Origin of the sequence: Collinsella sp. TF05-9AC (assembly GCF_003438495.1) — a bacterium.
Lineage (GTDB): Bacteria > Actinomycetota > Coriobacteriia > Coriobacteriales > Coriobacteriaceae > Collinsella.
The window spans coordinates 1-15,653 of sequence record NZ_QSSH01000038.1 but is presented as its reverse complement, the minus strand read 5'-3'; the positions used below and the strand labels follow the sequence as shown (position 1 = coordinate 15,653).

General features: G+C 60.4%; 13 protein-coding genes. All 13 read left to right on the top strand.

All coding sequences use genetic code 11. The features are described 5' to 3' along the window. Positions 1-56: 56 nt before the first annotated feature. The 13 genes from DXC52_RS08920 to ftsZ all read left to right on the top strand — a co-directional run bounded on the left by DXC52_RS08920 (position 57) and on the right by ftsZ (position 15,545). The gene (locus tag DXC52_RS08920) at positions 57-491 is read left to right on the top strand and encodes a division/cell wall cluster transcriptional repressor MraZ (RefSeq protein ID WP_035137949.1); all 435 of its coding nucleotides are present in this window, start codon (positions 57-59) and stop codon (positions 489-491) included. 20 nt (positions 492-511) lie between these two features. Next, positions 512-1,477 carry a 16S rRNA (cytosine(1402)-N(4))-methyltransferase RsmH gene (gene rsmH / locus DXC52_RS08915; protein WP_117584231.1) on the top strand — a complete coding sequence of 322 codons (966 nt, stop codon included), beginning with the start codon at positions 512-514 and terminating at the stop codon, positions 1,475-1,477. A 90-nt stretch (positions 1,478-1,567) separates the two neighbouring features. Next, entirely contained in the window at positions 1,568-2,038 is a 471-nt protein-coding gene (locus tag DXC52_RS08910) for a hypothetical protein (protein ID WP_117746966.1), read from the top strand. Between the two features lie 260 nt (positions 2,039-2,298). Continuing rightward, positions 2,299-3,921 carry a penicillin-binding protein 2 gene (locus DXC52_RS08905; RefSeq protein ID WP_117746965.1) on the top strand — a complete coding sequence of 541 codons (1,623 nt, stop codon included), beginning with the start codon at positions 2,299-2,301 and terminating at the stop codon, positions 3,919-3,921. A 126-nt stretch (positions 3,922-4,047) separates the two neighbouring features. Then, the gene (gene murF, locus DXC52_RS08900; protein WP_117746964.1) at positions 4,048-5,472 is read left to right on the top strand and encodes a UDP-N-acetylmuramoyl-tripeptide--D-alanyl-D-alanine ligase; all 1,425 of its coding nucleotides are present in this window, start codon (positions 4,048-4,050) and stop codon (positions 5,470-5,472) included. 3 nt (positions 5,473-5,475) lie between these two features. Then, the gene (gene mraY / locus DXC52_RS08895; protein ID WP_117746963.1) at positions 5,476-6,495 is read left to right on the top strand and encodes a phospho-N-acetylmuramoyl-pentapeptide-transferase; all 1,020 of its coding nucleotides are present in this window, start codon (positions 5,476-5,478) and stop codon (positions 6,493-6,495) included. Between the two features lie 9 nt (positions 6,496-6,504). Further along, positions 6,505-7,911 carry a UDP-N-acetylmuramoyl-L-alanine--D-glutamate ligase gene (murD, locus tag DXC52_RS08890; protein ID WP_117746962.1) on the top strand — a complete coding sequence of 469 codons (1,407 nt, stop codon included), beginning with the start codon at positions 6,505-6,507 and terminating at the stop codon, positions 7,909-7,911. 167 nt (positions 7,912-8,078) lie between these two features. Further along, positions 8,079-9,440: a putative lipid II flippase FtsW gene (gene ftsW / locus DXC52_RS08885; RefSeq protein ID WP_158554635.1), complete on the top strand. Its 1,362-nt coding sequence runs from the start codon at positions 8,079-8,081 to the stop codon at positions 9,438-9,440. Continuing rightward, positions 9,430-10,545 carry an undecaprenyldiphospho-muramoylpentapeptide beta-N-acetylglucosaminyltransferase gene (gene murG / locus DXC52_RS08880; protein WP_117746960.1) on the top strand — a complete coding sequence of 372 codons (1,116 nt, stop codon included), beginning with the start codon at positions 9,430-9,432 and terminating at the stop codon, positions 10,543-10,545. Before ftsW ends, murG begins: the two co-directional genes overlap by 11 nt. Positions 10,546-10,642: 97 nt before the next feature. Further along, positions 10,643-12,061: a UDP-N-acetylmuramate--L-alanine ligase gene (gene murC, locus DXC52_RS08875; protein WP_117746959.1), complete on the top strand. Its 1,419-nt coding sequence runs from the start codon at positions 10,643-10,645 to the stop codon at positions 12,059-12,061. Between the two features lie 5 nt (positions 12,062-12,066). Beyond that, a complete protein-coding gene (gene murB, locus DXC52_RS08870) occupies positions 12,067-12,978 on the top strand; it encodes a UDP-N-acetylmuramate dehydrogenase (RefSeq protein ID WP_117746958.1) in 912 nt (303 codons plus the stop codon). A gap of 424 nt (positions 12,979-13,402) precedes the next feature. Next, positions 13,403-14,191 carry a cell division protein FtsQ/DivIB gene (locus DXC52_RS08865; RefSeq protein ID WP_226812441.1) on the top strand — a complete coding sequence of 263 codons (789 nt, stop codon included), beginning with the start codon at positions 13,403-13,405 and terminating at the stop codon, positions 14,189-14,191. 199 nt (positions 14,192-14,390) lie between these two features. Next, on the top strand, positions 14,391-15,545 hold the full coding sequence (ftsZ, locus tag DXC52_RS08860) for a cell division protein FtsZ (RefSeq protein WP_022094491.1): 1,155 nt from the start codon (positions 14,391-14,393) through the stop codon (positions 15,543-15,545). Positions 15,546-15,653: the final 108 nt, after the last annotated feature.

The following is a 15,653-nucleotide window of genomic DNA, read 5'->3' as shown; positions in this document are numbered from 1 at the left end:
CAGGCGGGGTGGTTCCCCGCGTACGTGCCATCTGAGTAACCGAGGGGAGGGCGCACATGGGAATGACGGGTGCATACGAGCGCAATCTCGATGCAAAAGGTCGTCTATCCCTGCCTGCACCCCTTCGCGAGGAGCTTGGAGAGCACGTTCGCGTGTTTAAAGCCCTGGATGTCGATGCTCTGTACGTGTTCTCTGCCGAGGCCTTCGATAAGTGGGTCGAAGGACTCTTCGCGGGTCGTGAGGGCCATGAGGGTTTTAACCCGCGTGACATTAACGACCAGAAGCTCATGAGGGCGATCAACAAGCGCACCACGTCGATGGATGTGGACAGCGCGGGTCGTATCGGTCTTTCTGAGTCTCTCCGCAAGCAGGCGAACCTCGACCGCGAGGTCACGGTTGTGGGCAACTACGACCACCTTGAGGTTTGGGACCGCGCTACGGCCGATGAGGACGATGATGACGAGGCCCTGCTGGACCTCTTCTTCTCGTAAGGGCAAGGCACGAGTAACGGATGGAGCGTGGGATCTTGACACAAGAATATCGGCATGAACCTGTCATGCTCGGCGAAGTGCTTGAGTCGCTGCAGCTAAAGAGCGGCTCCGTCGTCTGCGACTGCACCCTTGGCGGTGCCGGCCATTCGGTAAAGATGGCCGCGCAGGTGGGGGAGACGGGCCTTTTGCTCGGCGTCGATCAGGATGACATGGCCCTCGAGGCCGCTGGCGCCCGTCTGGACCGCGAGGTTCCCGGCGTTCCGCACCAGCTGCTGAAGGGCAACTTCGGCGACTTGGACGAGCTGCTTTGCTCGGCCGAGGTGCCCGGGGTCGATGGCTTCCTGTTCGACTTGGGCGTTTCGTCGCCGCAACTCGATATCCCTGGCAGGGGCTTTTCGTACAACGAGGACGCCCCATTGGACATGCGGATGGATCCGGGTAACAACACCTTAAACGCAGCTGAGGTCATCAACACCTATAACGAACACGACCTCGCCCGGATTCTACGCGTCTACGGCGAAGAGAAGTTCGCCTCGCAGATCGCGCGCGAGATCGTGCGCCGCCGCGAGCAAGAACCGATCGAAACCACCGGCCAATTTGTCGAGATCATCAAGGCGGGTATCCCGGCTGCCGCTCGTCGGCATGGTGGACACCCGGCCAAGAAAAGTTTCCAGGCCATTCGCATCGAGGTCAATCACGAGCTCGATGTGCTCGAACGAGGGCTTGATGCCGCCACCAGGTGGCTCAACCCGGGCGGACGTATCTGCGTCATCTCGTATCACTCGCTCGAGGACCGTATCGTAAAGAACCACTTTAAGGAGATGAGCCAGGGGTGCACGTGTCCGCCGGAGATTCCGGTGTGCGTGTGCGGCAACGTGCCGATACTCAAGGTCATCACCCGCAAACCCTTGGTTGCCCAGCCTGATGAGGTTGAGCGCAACCCTCGGGCGAGATCAGCCAAAATCCGCGTGGCGCAGCGTCTGTAGACGCGACCGCGCGATATTGGACCTCCCGCTCGCACCATAAACGAAGCTTAAACACACTACCAACGTACTCGGGATGGGAGGCGGCATATCATGGGCTACAACACTTCAAGCGCAGCACTCGCCTATGATATGAACGCCATGCCCGCCTATCGTGAGACGCCGCAGGCCCCCGTTGCTCCCCGTGAGCAGCGCGCGCCGCGCTTTGATGTCTACACGGGCGCGGGCCGTCAGGCAAACCAGGTGGTAAGCCCGGTTTTCATGAGCGTTCTTAAAACGTTTTGCATCATTGCGGCTATCTTCATGACGATCGGCGTCGCCCGCGTGGCGCTCGCCGGCGTTACGGCCCAGGTGCTCAACAGCAACGCCGAGCTTACCAACACGCTCGAAAAGGCGACCGATGAGAGCTCCGACCTGGAGGTCATGCATTCGGTCTATGGCGCCGACACGCGCATTCGCGACCTTGCGGGCGCTTATGGCATGGTGGAGCCCAGCGAGAGCGTTACACTTGACTTTTCGCAGGATGCAGCCGCGGGCGCCAACGCGACCGCGACCGCTCAGTAGCAAGACGGTAGCTGAGTATGACAAATGACTATCGCCGCGGTTCCGATGGGGGCCGCGGTTCTGGACGTCCCTCGTCGCGGGGACGTTCTGGTTATCAAGGAACGGGTCGGCAATCTTACAACGCCGGGCAGTCCCGTGGCAACGACCCGGCGTCGCGACTTCGCGGCTCGGGCGGCCCTCAAGTGCATAACACCAGGTCGCGCAAGAGTTCGTCGACCGAATGGCTCACAGGCGCGCCTCTGCCTCGCCGCAAAGCCGTCATGGGATTCATTGGGCTTGGCTTGGGCTTGGGCGTCTTTCGCCTTGCCGACTATCAAATTGTCGAAGCCGATAAACTGCGCGAGCGTGCCGATGCGCGCCGCCTGCTTGCGCAGACCCTCTATGCCAAACGCGGCACCATCTACGACCGCAACGGTAACGTGCTGGCGTCGTCGGTCGAATGTCGCAACATCGCCGTGAACCCGCAGCTTGTCGAGGATGTTGACAAGACGGTGTCGGCGCTGGTCAAGGCAACTGGAATCGATAAAAAGACCTGCCGCAAGCTCGTCGAGTCCGATGGCACCTGGGTGTATATCAAGCGCCAGGTGGACGAAGACGATGCTGCGGTGCTGGAGAAGAAGAACCTGCCCGGCGTGCTTTTTGAGCAGGCCATGAAGCGCGTATATCCATACGGCAATCTGGCATCGCAGGTGCTGGGTGTAGTGAATGTGGACAACGACGGCTTGACGGGTCTCGAAAAGCAATACAACAAGCTTCTGACCGGCACGAACGGTTCTCTCGTGCGCGAGCGCGCGAGGGACGGCAGCTATATCGCGGGCGGTGCCTATAAAAAGGTGGCCGCGGTCGACGGCGTTGATATCGTGACGACGCTCGACGTCAATATCCAGCGTGCGGCTGAGGATGCTCTGGCAGAGGCTGTCGAGAAGACAAAGGCCAAGAACGGCTCGGCTTTGGTCACCGACCCCACGACCGGTGAAATTCTCGCAGCCTGCTCGTACCCGACCTACGACCAGACCGATCTGGAGAACGCCAAGACCGAGGATATGAACCTGCGCCTGGTCACTGACGCCTACGAGCCCGGCTCGGTCTTTAAGACGCTCGTGGCGGGCGCCGGCTTCGACTTGGGCGTCGTACGATCGAGTACGTCGTTTGAGGTGCCGGCGAGCATCAAGGTGGGCGACGATACCGTTACCGATGCCGATAAGCGCGACTATGGCATGACCATGGATGTGCGCGAGATGATGCGCCGTTCGTCCAATGTGGGCTTTGTCCTGGTGGGGCGCAAGATCGGTGCCGACGACTTTGCCGCCTATGTGGACAAGTGGGGCATCGGTCACAGCTCCGGTGTCGATTTTCCGGGCGAGAGCCTGGGTATCGTCAAGGAGCGTGACCAGTATGACGGCGCCACGCTGGGCTCGATGAGCTTTGGACAGGCACTGTCCGTCTCGCCGATTGAGATCGCACGTGCCGTGGGCGGTATCGCCAACGGCGGCGTGATGATGACCCCGCACTTCTATAAGTCCAGCAAGGGCGACGAGAAGGACTGGGGCGAAGGCGAGCGCGCGATTTCTGAGGACGCCGCATCCCAGGTGACATCGTGCATGCAGACGGTCGTGTCCGAGGGAACGGGCGTTGGCGGCGCGGTTGACGGCTATGACGTGGCGGGTAAGACCGGTACGGCCGAACGAGCCGACGAGAACGGCGGCTACCTCAAGGAGAACTACATGTCGTCCTTTATGGGCTTTGCACCGGCACAATCGCCCAAGGTGCTGTGCTATATCACGCTCGACGGAACGCCGAGCGGCTCGGATGCCGCTGCGGTGCCGTTCCAGTCCATTATGGCCAACGCGCTCGACGTGCTGGGTATCCCGCACACGAGGTAGGGGGTTACAATCTTTGGGGCCTGGTTTGTTGTCCCATATGAGGGTGTTCACATGCCCTGCACCACGCATGCGCGGCGCTGGGATACAATACGCCGATAGCATTATTAGGTTTACAGGGGAGCTGCAATGATAGAGATCGCCGTCAACAACCTCGCGGCCGCAACAGGGGCCCGAACCGTGACGGGAGAAGCCGATCGGGTATGCCGCGGGTGCGTTATCGACTCGCGCCAGGTCGAGGAAGGGACGATTTTCGTCGCCTTTCCCGGTGAAAACGTCGACGGCAATGATTTTGCTTCCCGTGCCGTCCAGTCGGGTGCCGGCGCCGTCGTGATGACGCGTGAGCCCGAGGCCGAGCTGGTCTCGCTGGCACAGGACAGGGGCTGTGCCATCTTGCTGACCGATGATCCCGAGGAGTTTCTGCTGCGTTTGGCGCACACGTATCGCCTGGAGCTTGGCTGCCTGGTCGTTGGCATTACCGGTTCCATCGGCAAGACGACGACCAAGGACGTGCTCGCCGCCGTGCTCGCCAAGCGCTATCGTGTCTGGGCCACCAAGGGCAATTTCAATAACCTGATCGGCATGCCGCTCACGGTGCTTTCCGCTCCGGCCGATACCGAGGTCCTGGTGCTCGAGATGGGCATGAACCATTTCCACGAGATTGAGCGTCTGTCCCAGTCCGCCAATCCCAACCTTGCCATCGTAAGCAAGATTGGTACCTCTCACATCGGCATTTTGGGCAGCCGCGAGAACATCGCCCGCGCTAAGGCCGAGATTGTCCAGGGTATGTGCGCCGCCGGCGACTTCTTGCCGCTGCTGGTTTTGGGCGGTGAGGACGACTTTACGCCGTTCATTCGCGATACGTTCGCCCAGCCTGCTGGTATCGATGTGATGCTGGCCGGCGTCTCGGACGATGATGAGGTCCGTGCCCGCGACATTCGTGTTGATGACGAGGGACGTCCGGTCTTTACGCTCGATTTTGGCCAGGGTGAGACGATCGATACCATGCTTGCCATCCCCGGCGTGCAGTCCGTCCCAAATGCCGTTAAGGCCGCCGCGGTTTCCTATCGCCTGGGCGTGACGCCCGAGCAGATCGATGCTGCCTTTAGGGGCCTCACGATCACCGGTCACCGCCAGGAGATCAAGCGCGCCAAGAGCGGTGCCCGCGTCATCGACGATTCCTATAACGCCAGTGCCGAATCCATGGCTGCTGGCCTCGATCTACTGTGCTCGCTTTCGTGCACGGGGTCTCGCATGGCGATCCTGGGCGAGATGGGCGAGATGGGCGATGAGGCTCCTCGCATGCATGAGCTCGTGGGCGCCTATGCGGCCGCCAAGAAGCTCGACATGCTGGCGTGCGTGGGTGGTGAGCTGGCCCAGCTTATGGCCGATGCCGCGCGCATGATGGGCATGGACGAGGACCGCATCCAGGTGTTCTCCGATTATCAGCAGGTGCTCGACCGCATGGGCGGCGCGCTTGAAAAACATGATGTTGTACTGGTCAAGGGTTCCCGCTTTGTTGAGCTCGACCGCTTTGTGGAAGGTGTGTGCTAGCCCATGTTCGGCAATCCCTCGTATCCAACGTATCAGGCTTTTTTGGGGCTTGGCATCGCCGCTGCCATTGCGCTGCTGCTCATGCCGTGGTGGATCAAGCTGCTGAAGGTCGAGGGTATCGGCCAACAGGTCCGAGCCGACGGCCCCAAGCGTCATTTGATTAAACAGGGTACGCCGACCATGGGCGGCGTCATCATCCTTGTTGCGATTTCGCTGACCTGCCTGCTGATGGGCAAGCTCACCACCGAGCTCGTGCTCGTGCTGCTCGCCACGCTGGCGACCGGCGTGCTGGGCCTGATCGACGACCTGACCTCCGTTACGCATGGGCGCTCGCTCGGTCTGACGCCTCATGCCAAGATGATCGGCCTAACCATTATCTGTGTCACCTTTACGGTACTTGCCGTTAACTGGTGCGGCGTCGCCCCCGAGATTCGTTTTCCCGGCGGCCTGACGATTGACCTCGGTGTGCTTTCGACCACCATCTGCGGCCTTTCGTTCCCGTGGCTCTACATTGTCTTTTGCTGGCTGATGATCGCCGGTCTTTCTAATGCCGTGAACCTGACCGATGGCCTTGACGGTCTTGCTGGCGGCACCTCCATGATTGCCATGCTCGCCATGGCTGCCATGGCGTTTTTGCACGGAGACGTGAACCTGTCCATCTTCTGCACCGCGTGTGCCGGTGCCTGCTTGGGCTTTCTGTGGTTCAACTGCTATCCGGCGAGCATCTTTATGGGCGATACCGGCTCGCTTGCCCTGGGCGCCGCGTTTGCCTGCACGTCCATCATGACCAACACCGAGGTCGTCTCCCTTATCATCGGCGGCCTGTTTATCGTTGAGACCCTGTCGGTCATGATTCAGGTTGTCTACTTCCACTTTACGCACAAGCGCGTCTTCCTTATGGCGCCCATCCATCATCATTTCGAAAAGAAGGGCTGGGCCGAGACCAAGGTCGTCATCCGTTTTTGGATTATCGCTGCTGCCTTTGGTGCCGTTGGCCTTGCTCTGTTCTTCCAGTTGGGATAGTGGTCTTTCATGCCTCTTGCTGATGTCTTTAGCCTGCTCGTTTTGGGTCAGGGCAAATCCGGTCTCGATGTCGCCCGCTGGGCGCTGGCACATCCCGAGCGCGTAAGTGCCGTTACCGTGTATGGCGGTGGCACCTCTGAGCCCAATGACGCCACGCGTGCGCTCGAGGCTGCTGGTGCGTCGTTTGTCTATGGGACCGAACAGGTCGAGGGCGCCTATGACGTATGCGTGACGTGCCCGGGCATCTCGGAGTTCTCGGGCTTCTTTAAGGCCGGGCGCGAGCATGCCGCCCAGATTATGGGTGAGCCCGAGTTTGCCTATCGCCTGTCGCCCGATAACTGGATTGCCATCACGGGCACCAACGGCAAGACGACCACCACGTCGCTGACTGATTATCTGCTTAAGGCTGCCGGCGAGGCCAGCGTTGCTGTCGGCAACATCGGCGAGCCGCCGGTCAACGAGATTGACGGCCGAGCCCACAACGAGTGGTTTGTGGCTGAGCTCTCGAGCTATCAGATTGCTACGACAACCGAGCTCCACCCCCGCGTGGCGGTGCTGCTCAACATCACTCCCGACCACTTGGGCTGGCATAAGAGCCATAAGAACTACGCGCTTGCCAAGATCAAACTGTTTGACAATATGGTCGATGACGATCTGGTGGTTGTCGACGTCGAAGACGCCGGCATTCACGAGTTCGATGAGTACATCTACACGCCGGGTCGTCGCATCTGCAAGGTTGCCTTTGACGAGCCTGAGGGCGAGGATGCCGCCTTTGTGCGCGATGGCAAGATGATCGTGCGTCTGAAGGGCGTCGAGACCCCGCTCATCGCTACATCCGAGCTCAAGATCTCGGGCCATCACAATGTTATCAATGCCCTGTGCGCCGCCACGGCTGCCTTGGCAGTCGGTGCCGATGTCGACGGTGTCTGCCGCGGTCTGGCCTCGTTCCAGCCGCTCGAGCACCGCGTGGAGCCGTGTGGCGAGATTGACGGCGTGCGCTACGTCAACGATTCCAAGGCGACTAACACCGATGCGGTCGAGAAGGCACTGACGGCATTTCCCGATGACGACGTGATCTTGCTGCTCGGCGGCCACGATAAGGGCACTCCGCTCACGGACTTCGCGCGCGTCGTTATGGACAACGTGCGCTCGGTCGTCTGCTTTGGCGATGCGCGCGAGCGCTTCACCGCCGCTATGGACGAGGCTGATGTCGATGGCGATGTGGATATCGCCCAGGCGGATGACCTGCGCGACGCCGTGGACGTTGCCCGTTCGCTGTCGAGCCGTGGTGACGTGATCTTACTTTCTCCTGCCTGCTCTTCGTTCGATGAGTTCTCGGGCTATGAGGAGCGCGGCCGCGTGTTTAAGGACTACGTGGCCCAGCTTGCCGCTACAGCGAAATCACAAATGGAATAGGGGTTGCGGTGAGAGAGGAGAGCCCCCGACAAGGTATGAGGAGGCCCGACTCGGACCGTGCTTCCTCACGTCGCACCACACCGCGTTCCAGCCGCGGCGGGCAGTCGTTTAGCGAACGCTATATTGCCGGCGTTCCCGCCCGTATCATGCGCCCCCGTTTGATATTCATGGCCTGCTTGTTTACCTTGGTATGCTTTGGCCTGCTGATGGTGTACTCGGCGTCTTCGGTCGAGGCGCTGCACGAGAATGGCTCGGCGACGTTTTTTCTGGGTCGACAGGCCGCGTTTGCCGTGGTCGGTGTTCTGGCGCTGATTGCCATCGTGCGCGTTTTGCCGGACAGCTGGTTTGGGGAGGATGTGCTCAGGATCTTCCTTATCGGCATGATAGGGCTACTGCTTCTGGTGTTCTTGGTGGGCAGCGGCAGCCGCGGCGCCACGCGCTGGCTCAACATCGCCGGTATTCAGTTCCAGCCTTCCGAGTTTTTAAAGCCATTTGCCATTGCGTATTCGGCCATCATGCTTGATCGCTTCTTTTCGCCCGGTGGCAACATCAACGAATTCCTTCGCAAGATGGGCATCTACCTGGGCATTTCGCTCTTTCTGATCTTTATCCAGCCCGATTTCGGTACTGTCCTGATCATCCTGTTGACCCTCATGTGCATGGCGTTGTTTGCGGGTCTCGACCCCAGATTTATCATCGGCGTGCTAATCTTCGGCATTCTCGTGATCGTGATTGCGCTTGTCGCAGAGCCATACCGTATGGTGCGTATTCAGGTTGCCTTGAACCCTTGGGCCGACGAGTATGGTGACGGCTATCAGGCCACGCTTGCCATCATGGCCTTTGCCTCGGGCGGTCTGTTCGGCCGTGGCATCGGCAACTCAACCATGAAGTACTCGTATCTGCCCGAGGCGCACAACGACTACATCTTGGCCATCATTGGCGAGGAAGTCGGTTTTGTCGGAACCGTGCTGTTCTTCTTGGTGTTTGCGATGCTGATCTACTCGGCGTTTCGCATTGCCGAGCAGGCGACCGATCGCCGGGGCGCGCTTATGGCGTCTGGCTCCGCGGTCATTCTCGCGGTGCAATTTTTGATTAACGCGCTGGGCATCCTCAACGTGTTTCCCATGACGGGCAAACCGTTGCCGTTTATTAGCTACGGCGGTTCGTCGATTATCGTGTCGCTTATGCTTGCCGGTCTGATCCTGCGCGTTTCGTATGAGAGCGCCCGCCGCGATGAGTATGACCGCCGCCGTGAGAGCTTTGCCGTTATGGATGAGAGTACCGCCGGCGTGCCCCACGTGCGCGGCGAGCGATCTTCGCGTAACGGTTTTACCGTCCTGGATGGCTCTGCGACCGAGCCGGCAGCCCGCCCGCGTCAGCGAACGGCGCCGCAAGGTCGTCCTCAGCGCCCCACTCCTCGCAATGCGGGCGGCGGATATAATCGAATCGATTTGAACTCGGACCCGTCGGCGCGTCTGCGCACCGACGACCAGGGACCGCGTGTACGAAGGGACTACCATGACCGATAAAATGACCGTTGCTATTGCAGCCGGCGGCACGGCAGGACATATCAACCCCGCGCTCGCCTTGGCCGAAGAGCTGCGTGACCGTGGCCACCATGTTGTGTTCGTGGGCCAGTCGCGCAAGCTCGAGGGTCGTCTGGTCCCCGAGGCTGGGTTTGATTTTGTGCCCATTACGGTCACGGGCTTCGACCGCTCCCGTCCTTGGACGGCGCTGACCTCGCTGTGGCGTGTCAACAAGGCCAAGCGTGCGCTCGCCAGTTATTTCTCAAAGGTCGGCAAGCCCGATGCTGCCGTCGGTTTTGGTGCCTATGTCGAGGTTCCGCTGCTGGGGTGGTGCAAGGGCGCGGGCGTTCCGTATCTGCTGCATGAGCAGAACTCTGTTCCGGGCCTGGCCAACAAGATGATGAACTCCCACGCCGCCCGCGTGTGCATCTCGGTGCCGGCAGCGCGCTCGGTCTTTGAGCGCGAAGGTGACCCTGGCCACGTGCTCATGACCGGCAACCCCGTACGTCGCTCGGTGATCGAGGGCGATCGCGCTCGCGGCCGCAAAGCACTTGGCGTTCCCGAGGACGCTACGCTGCTGCTCGTCTTTGGCGGTTCACTTGGCGCCCAGCACCTCAACGAGCGCGTGGTTTCGCTCAAAAACGAGCTGCTTTCGCGCAAGAACCTCTATGTGTTGCATTCGACGGGTGCCGACGGCTTTGAGGAGACCGAGCGCGCTTTGGCGCTGACGCCTGAGGTGGCGAAGCGTTACCGCGTCCAGCCTTACATCGACAACATGGGCGATATGCTGGCTGCTGCCGATTTGGTGCTCTCGCGTTCGGGCGCATCGAGCGTGGCCGAGATCGCGGCGCTCGCCGTGCCCTCGGTGCTCGTGCCGTATCCGCATGCGACGGCCGACCACCAAACCACCAATGCCCGTTATCTGGTCGACGCCGGGGCCGGCGTGCTCTGCGCCGATGCCGATATCGACGGTTCTGCTTTTGCCGATGAGCTGATGCACCTGGTCGATGACGCGGCGGCGCGCGACGCCATGCGCCAGGCGGCGCGTGGTCTGGCTCAGGATAGGGCCGCCGCTCTTCTGGCAGATGCGGTAGAGGGTTTGCGTTAGTTAGACGGGATATCGTCGGTCGCCCTCGCGCTGATGCGGTAGGTGCGGTACAGTTAACGGGTTACAGGCAGTGTTTACGCAAGGAGTACACGAGCACATGGCTGATTCCCAGACTGCAACCTCCGCGCCCGAGTTTAAGAGCGCCCACTTTATCGGTATCGGCGGCGCCGGCATGAGCGGCATCGCCCTCGTTCTGCACGAGCGCGGTTATGCCGTTACCGGCTCCGACCTTAAGACGTCACGCTATATCCGCCAGCTTACCCGCGCTGGCGTGAAGGTGCATGTGGGCCATGAGGCCGCCACGATCGACGAGGTCAAGCCCGACGTGGTTGTTGTCTCCACGGCTATTCCGGAGTCCAACCCTGAACTCGTGCGCGCTCGCGAGCTTGGTATTCCCGTGTGGCCCCGTGCCAAGATGCTCTCTGCATTGGGCCACGGCTACACCACCGTCGCTGTTGCCGGCACGCATGGCAAGACCACCACGTCTTCGATGTGCGCCACCATGCTCGACCGCATGGGTCTGGATCCGAGCTTCTTGATCGGTGGCATCGTCGAGGGCTATGACACGAACGGCAAGAACGGCTCGGGCGACTACTTTGTCGCCGAGGCCGACGAGTCCGACAGCTCCTTCCTGTTCCTGAACCCCAACGTGGTCATTGTGACCAACGTCGAGGCCGACCACCTCGATCACTACTCGGGTATCGAGGAGATCGAGGCGACTTTTGCCAAATTCATGAGCCTGGTGGGCGAGGACGGCACCGTCATCGTCTGCGGAGAGGACCCGCATCTGGTCGAGCTCGCCAAGTCGACGGGCCGTCACGTGCTTTCCTACGGCTTTGCCGAGGGCAACGACATCGTCTGCGTGCACCCGGATGTCAAGGGCATCCAGAGTGACTTTATCGTTCGCTTTGAGGACGGCACCGAGCACGCTGTCGAGATCAAGAGCAACCCCGGGCGCCACAACATGCTCAATGCTACGGCCGTTTTGACCGTCGCTCACGTCCTGGACCTCGACATCGATGCTGCCGCCAAGGCACTGTCGAGCTTTGAGGGCGTCCGCCGCCGCTTTACCCATGTGGGGGATATCGACGGTATCACCGTGGTTGACGACTACGGTCACCATCCCACCGAGATCAAGGCGACGCTTGCCGCCGCCTCGTCGCTGGGTTATAAGCACGTCGACGTCGTGTTCCAGCCGCACCGCTATTCGCGCCTGCAGGCCCTGTGCGACGATTTCGCCGATGCCTTTGCCAATGCCGACAAACTGCTGCTGATCGACGTCTTCTCGGCCGGCGAGATGCCCATCCCCGGCGTTACCTCCAAGATGCTCGCCGATACCGTTCGTGCCAAGCATCCCGGCAAGGAAGTCGTGTACTGCTCCAGCCGTCTTGAGCTCAACCAGGAGCTCGAGCAGATGGTGGGCGAGGGCGACCTGCTGCTTACCATGGGCGCCGGTGATGTCACGACGGTCGGCCCCGAGTTCATCGATTATCTGACTGCCAAGAAAGACGCTTAAGATCCATGGGTCTGTTTAATGCCGTCATGGCGCTTTCGGGCATGATCGACACGGATGTGATTGAGGACGAGCGACTTGCGCGCCATACGAGCTATCGTATCGGCGGCAAGGCCGACCTCTTTGTGACGTGCCACAGCTATCATGCCCTGCGTCGCGCCGTGGCGGTGCTCGATCGCGAGCAGGTGCCGTGGGTCATTATCGGTAAGGGTTCCAATCTTTTGGTTGCCGATGCCGGCTATCGTGGTGCCGTCATTTCGCTCGGGAGAGAGTTCCAGCGCACGGTTGTTGCCGAGGACGGCTGTACGCTGACCGTTGGCGCGGGCGTGATGTTCGCGCGCTTGGTCAACGATGCCCTGTCTCGCAGCCTCTCGGGCCTTGAGTTTGCCGTCGGTATTCCCGGTTCGGTCGGCGGCGCCATATCTATGAATGCCGGTACGCGTACCGAGTGGATCGGTTCGCTCGTTGAGGATGTCGTGACGTTTGACCCTTCCTCCGGCATCAAGCACTATGCGGGGTCCGAGATCACTTGGGGCTACCGCGAATGTAGCCTTCCCCGCAATGAGATCATCCTCGAGTGCGTGCTCAAGCTTAAACTGGCGCCCAAGGCCGACATTCGCGAGCGCATGGAGCGGTACCTGACGAGGCGCAAGCGTACACAGCCCATGGGTCGCGCATCCTGCGGGTCGGTCTTTCGCAACCCGCCCGATGCGAGCGTGGGCAAGCTTATCGAGGATTGTGGATTAAAGGGTTTTTCGATTGGCGGCGCGGAAGTTTCGCCCGTTCACGCTAATTTTATCGTTAATAACGGAACTGCCTCGGCCGATGACGTTGCCGCGGTTATCAGACATGTGCACGGAAAGGTGAGGGAGGCGTATGGCATCGAGCTCAGACCGGAAGTTAAATTCCTCGGCTTCTAGAGCATCGAAACCCACCTTCCGCCGCGCCGGAGGGCGTTCCGGCGCGCCTGCCAAACCTCAACGCAATACCGTCGCGCACTCTAAGTCTGTCGGGCATGCTCGACAGACCAGTCGTCCGGTCGTCGGCTCGCAGCTCGGTAATCGTCCGGCCGCAAAAAAGTCCTCGCGTCCCTCGGTGACGTCAAAGCCTGTTATGGGCGCCAAGCCTGCCCGTCCCATGGCAACTCCTAAGCCACCGACGGGAACTAAAACGCTGCGTCCGGGTCGCACGCTGGGCGCATCGAAACCGCGCTCGCTGACATCGGTGCCGGCTACCGCAAAGAAGCCTTCGGGTAAAAAAGGCGTCAACCCGTTGTCTTCACTTGGGGCGATGGCAAATAAAACATCAGACGCCGCTTCTGTCGTTACAGGCAAAGGCAAAATCGTGGGCGGCGTTCTGGCCGTCTTGGCCGTGCTCGTCGTCGTTGCCATCGTGGTGATTAACTCTGGATTGTTTACCGCCACTGATATTCAGATTCAAGGCAGCGAGCATGTGACGAAGCACGATGCTATCCAGCTGATCGATTTGCCCGAGGGAACGTCGCTTTTTAACGTCGATCCCGACCAGATTACCGAGGACCTCAAGCAGAACCCGTGGGTCTCGGGCGTGGATGTTCAGCGTCAGTTCCCGCATACGCTCATCATTACGCCTATGGAGCGCAAGGTCATCGCAATTGCCTATATCAGCTCCGATGACCTAGCCTGGGCCATCGGGGATGATGACACCTGGATCGCCCCGCTGTCGACGTCGGTCGAAGTGGACGACCAGGGCAACGTCATCACGACAGGGCAGGGCTCAAATACCCTGACCGGCATCGATGCCGCACTGGCGCTCGCTAAGCACTATGGCGCGGTGTTGCTGACTGATGTCTCGGCGGATGTCGCTCCAGTTTCCGGCCAGGCGGTGAGCTCCAAGGCCGTTAAGGCCGGCCTGGATTATGTGCGTGGTTTTTCGAGCGAGTTTTTGGGACAAGTCAAGGATATTTCCACGCCTTCGGTCGAAGCCATCTCGGCAAACCTCAATAACGGCATTGAGGTGTCGCTGGGCGATTCGGACGATATCGCCAAGAAGGAACGCGTAGTCACCAAGTTGCTTTCGCAGGTAGAGGGCGTAACGTATATCAATGTGCGCTCTCCGGGCAACTACACATTTAGGAATGCTCCGACCTCATAGCGCTGGTTGATGCTTTGTTGAGTGGCCATACCACGCCGTTTATCTGGTTTGTTTGGTTTTCACGATCAATTATTTGACTGATACGTTCATAATGTGCAACCATAATACGGTTTACCTTTGCATTTACTTTCAACCTGAAGGTTAATGTGCGCAGGGGTCGACCCATGCTATGGCTATAACCTTTGTTCGGAGGACCGACATGCACGAGACAGAGATCAACAACTACCTTGCCGTCATTAAGGTGGTCGGCGTCGGCGGCGGCGGTACCAACGCGGTCAATCGAATGATCGAAGAGGGCATCCGCGGCGTCGAGTTTGTTGCCATCAACACCGATGCTCAGGCACTCGCGATCTCTGATGCCGATATCAAGGTGCACATCGGCACCGACCTTACCCGCGGCCTGGGCGCCGGCGCCAACCCCGAGGTTGGCCGCAAGGCTGCCGATGAGTCCCGCGACGACATTGCCGAGGCGCTCGCTGGCGCCGACATGGTGTTCATCACCTGCGGCGAGGGCGGTGGCACCGGTACCGGCGCTGCTCCCATCGTTGCCGATATCGCGATGAACGAGGTCGGCGCACTGACCGTCGCCGTCGTGACCAAGCCCTTCACCTTCGAGGGCCGCAAGCGCAAGAAGAGCGCCGAGGAGGGCATTAAGACCCTCTCCGATTGCGTCGATACCATGATCGTCATCCCCAACGATAAGCTGCTCGACATCGCCGAGAAGAAGACTACCATGCTCGAGGCCTTCGCGATTGCCGATGGCGTCCTTTCCCAGGGCACCCAGGGCATCACCGACCTCATCACCGTCCCCGGTATCATCAACCTGGACTTCGCCGATGTTAAGACCATCATGAAGCAGGCCGGTACCGCCATGATGGGTATCGGTACCTCTTCTGGGGATACCCGTGCCGTCGACGCTGCCCAGCAGGCCATCTCCAGCCCGCTGCTCGAGAGCTCCATCGATGGTGCCACACGCGTGCTGCTCTCCATCGCCGGTTCCAAGGACCTGGGCATCCAGGAGATCAGCGACGCCGCCGACGTTGTCGCCAACGCCGTCGACCCCGAGGCCAACATCATCTTCGGTACCGTTGTCGACGAGTCCCTGGGCGATCAGGTGCGTATCACCGTCATCGCTACGGGCTTCTCCGACTCCAACGTCAACCGTCAGGACGAGCTCTTTGCTGCTCAGCAGTCTCAGAGCAAGGCCGCTGCCTCCGCTGAGCCGCAGCGCACCGCTCCGGCCACCAGCCCGGCTCAGGCCGCTCCGACCCGCAACGTCGGTGGCACCGAGCTTCCTAACTTCGGCAACGATCAGTTCGAGCTTCCCGACTTCCTGAAGCGCGGTAGCTTCTAAGTCGTTCTTTGCATTGTTGCTCACGGGGGCGTGTCCGTATGGACGCGCCCTTTTTATTCAAGACTTTAGTCTGCTGGCCGCGCAGCGGCCAGCTTTAAACCACCCGCT

Bases quoted from the DNA above. Each gene is read 5' to 3' on its own strand.
- DXC52_RS08920 (WP_035137949.1), top strand. From the start codon at position 57: ATGGGAATGACGGGTGCATACGAGCGCAATCTCGATGCAAAAGGTCGT.
- rsmH (WP_117584231.1), top strand. From the start codon at position 512: ATGGAGCGTGGGATCTTGACACAAGAATATCGGCATGAACCTGTCATG.
- DXC52_RS08910 (WP_117746966.1), top strand. From the start codon at position 1,568: ATGGGCTACAACACTTCAAGCGCAGCACTCGCCTATGATATGAACGCC.
- DXC52_RS08905 (WP_117746965.1), top strand. From the start codon at position 2,299: ATGGGATTCATTGGGCTTGGCTTGGGCTTGGGCGTCTTTCGCCTTGCC.
- murF (WP_117746964.1), top strand. From the start codon at position 4,048: ATGATAGAGATCGCCGTCAACAACCTCGCGGCCGCAACAGGGGCCCGA.
- mraY (WP_117746963.1), top strand. From the start codon at position 5,476: ATGTTCGGCAATCCCTCGTATCCAACGTATCAGGCTTTTTTGGGGCTT.
- murD (WP_117746962.1), top strand. From the start codon at position 6,505: ATGCCTCTTGCTGATGTCTTTAGCCTGCTCGTTTTGGGTCAGGGCAAA.
- ftsW (WP_158554635.1), top strand. From the start codon at position 8,079: ATGGCCTGCTTGTTTACCTTGGTATGCTTTGGCCTGCTGATGGTGTAC.
- murG (WP_117746960.1), top strand. From the start codon at position 9,430: ATGACCGATAAAATGACCGTTGCTATTGCAGCCGGCGGCACGGCAGGA.
- murC (WP_117746959.1), top strand. From the start codon at position 10,643: ATGGCTGATTCCCAGACTGCAACCTCCGCGCCCGAGTTTAAGAGCGCC.
- murB (WP_117746958.1), top strand. From the start codon at position 12,067: ATGGGTCTGTTTAATGCCGTCATGGCGCTTTCGGGCATGATCGACACG.
- ftsZ (WP_022094491.1), top strand. From the start codon at position 14,391: ATGCACGAGACAGAGATCAACAACTACCTTGCCGTCATTAAGGTGGTC.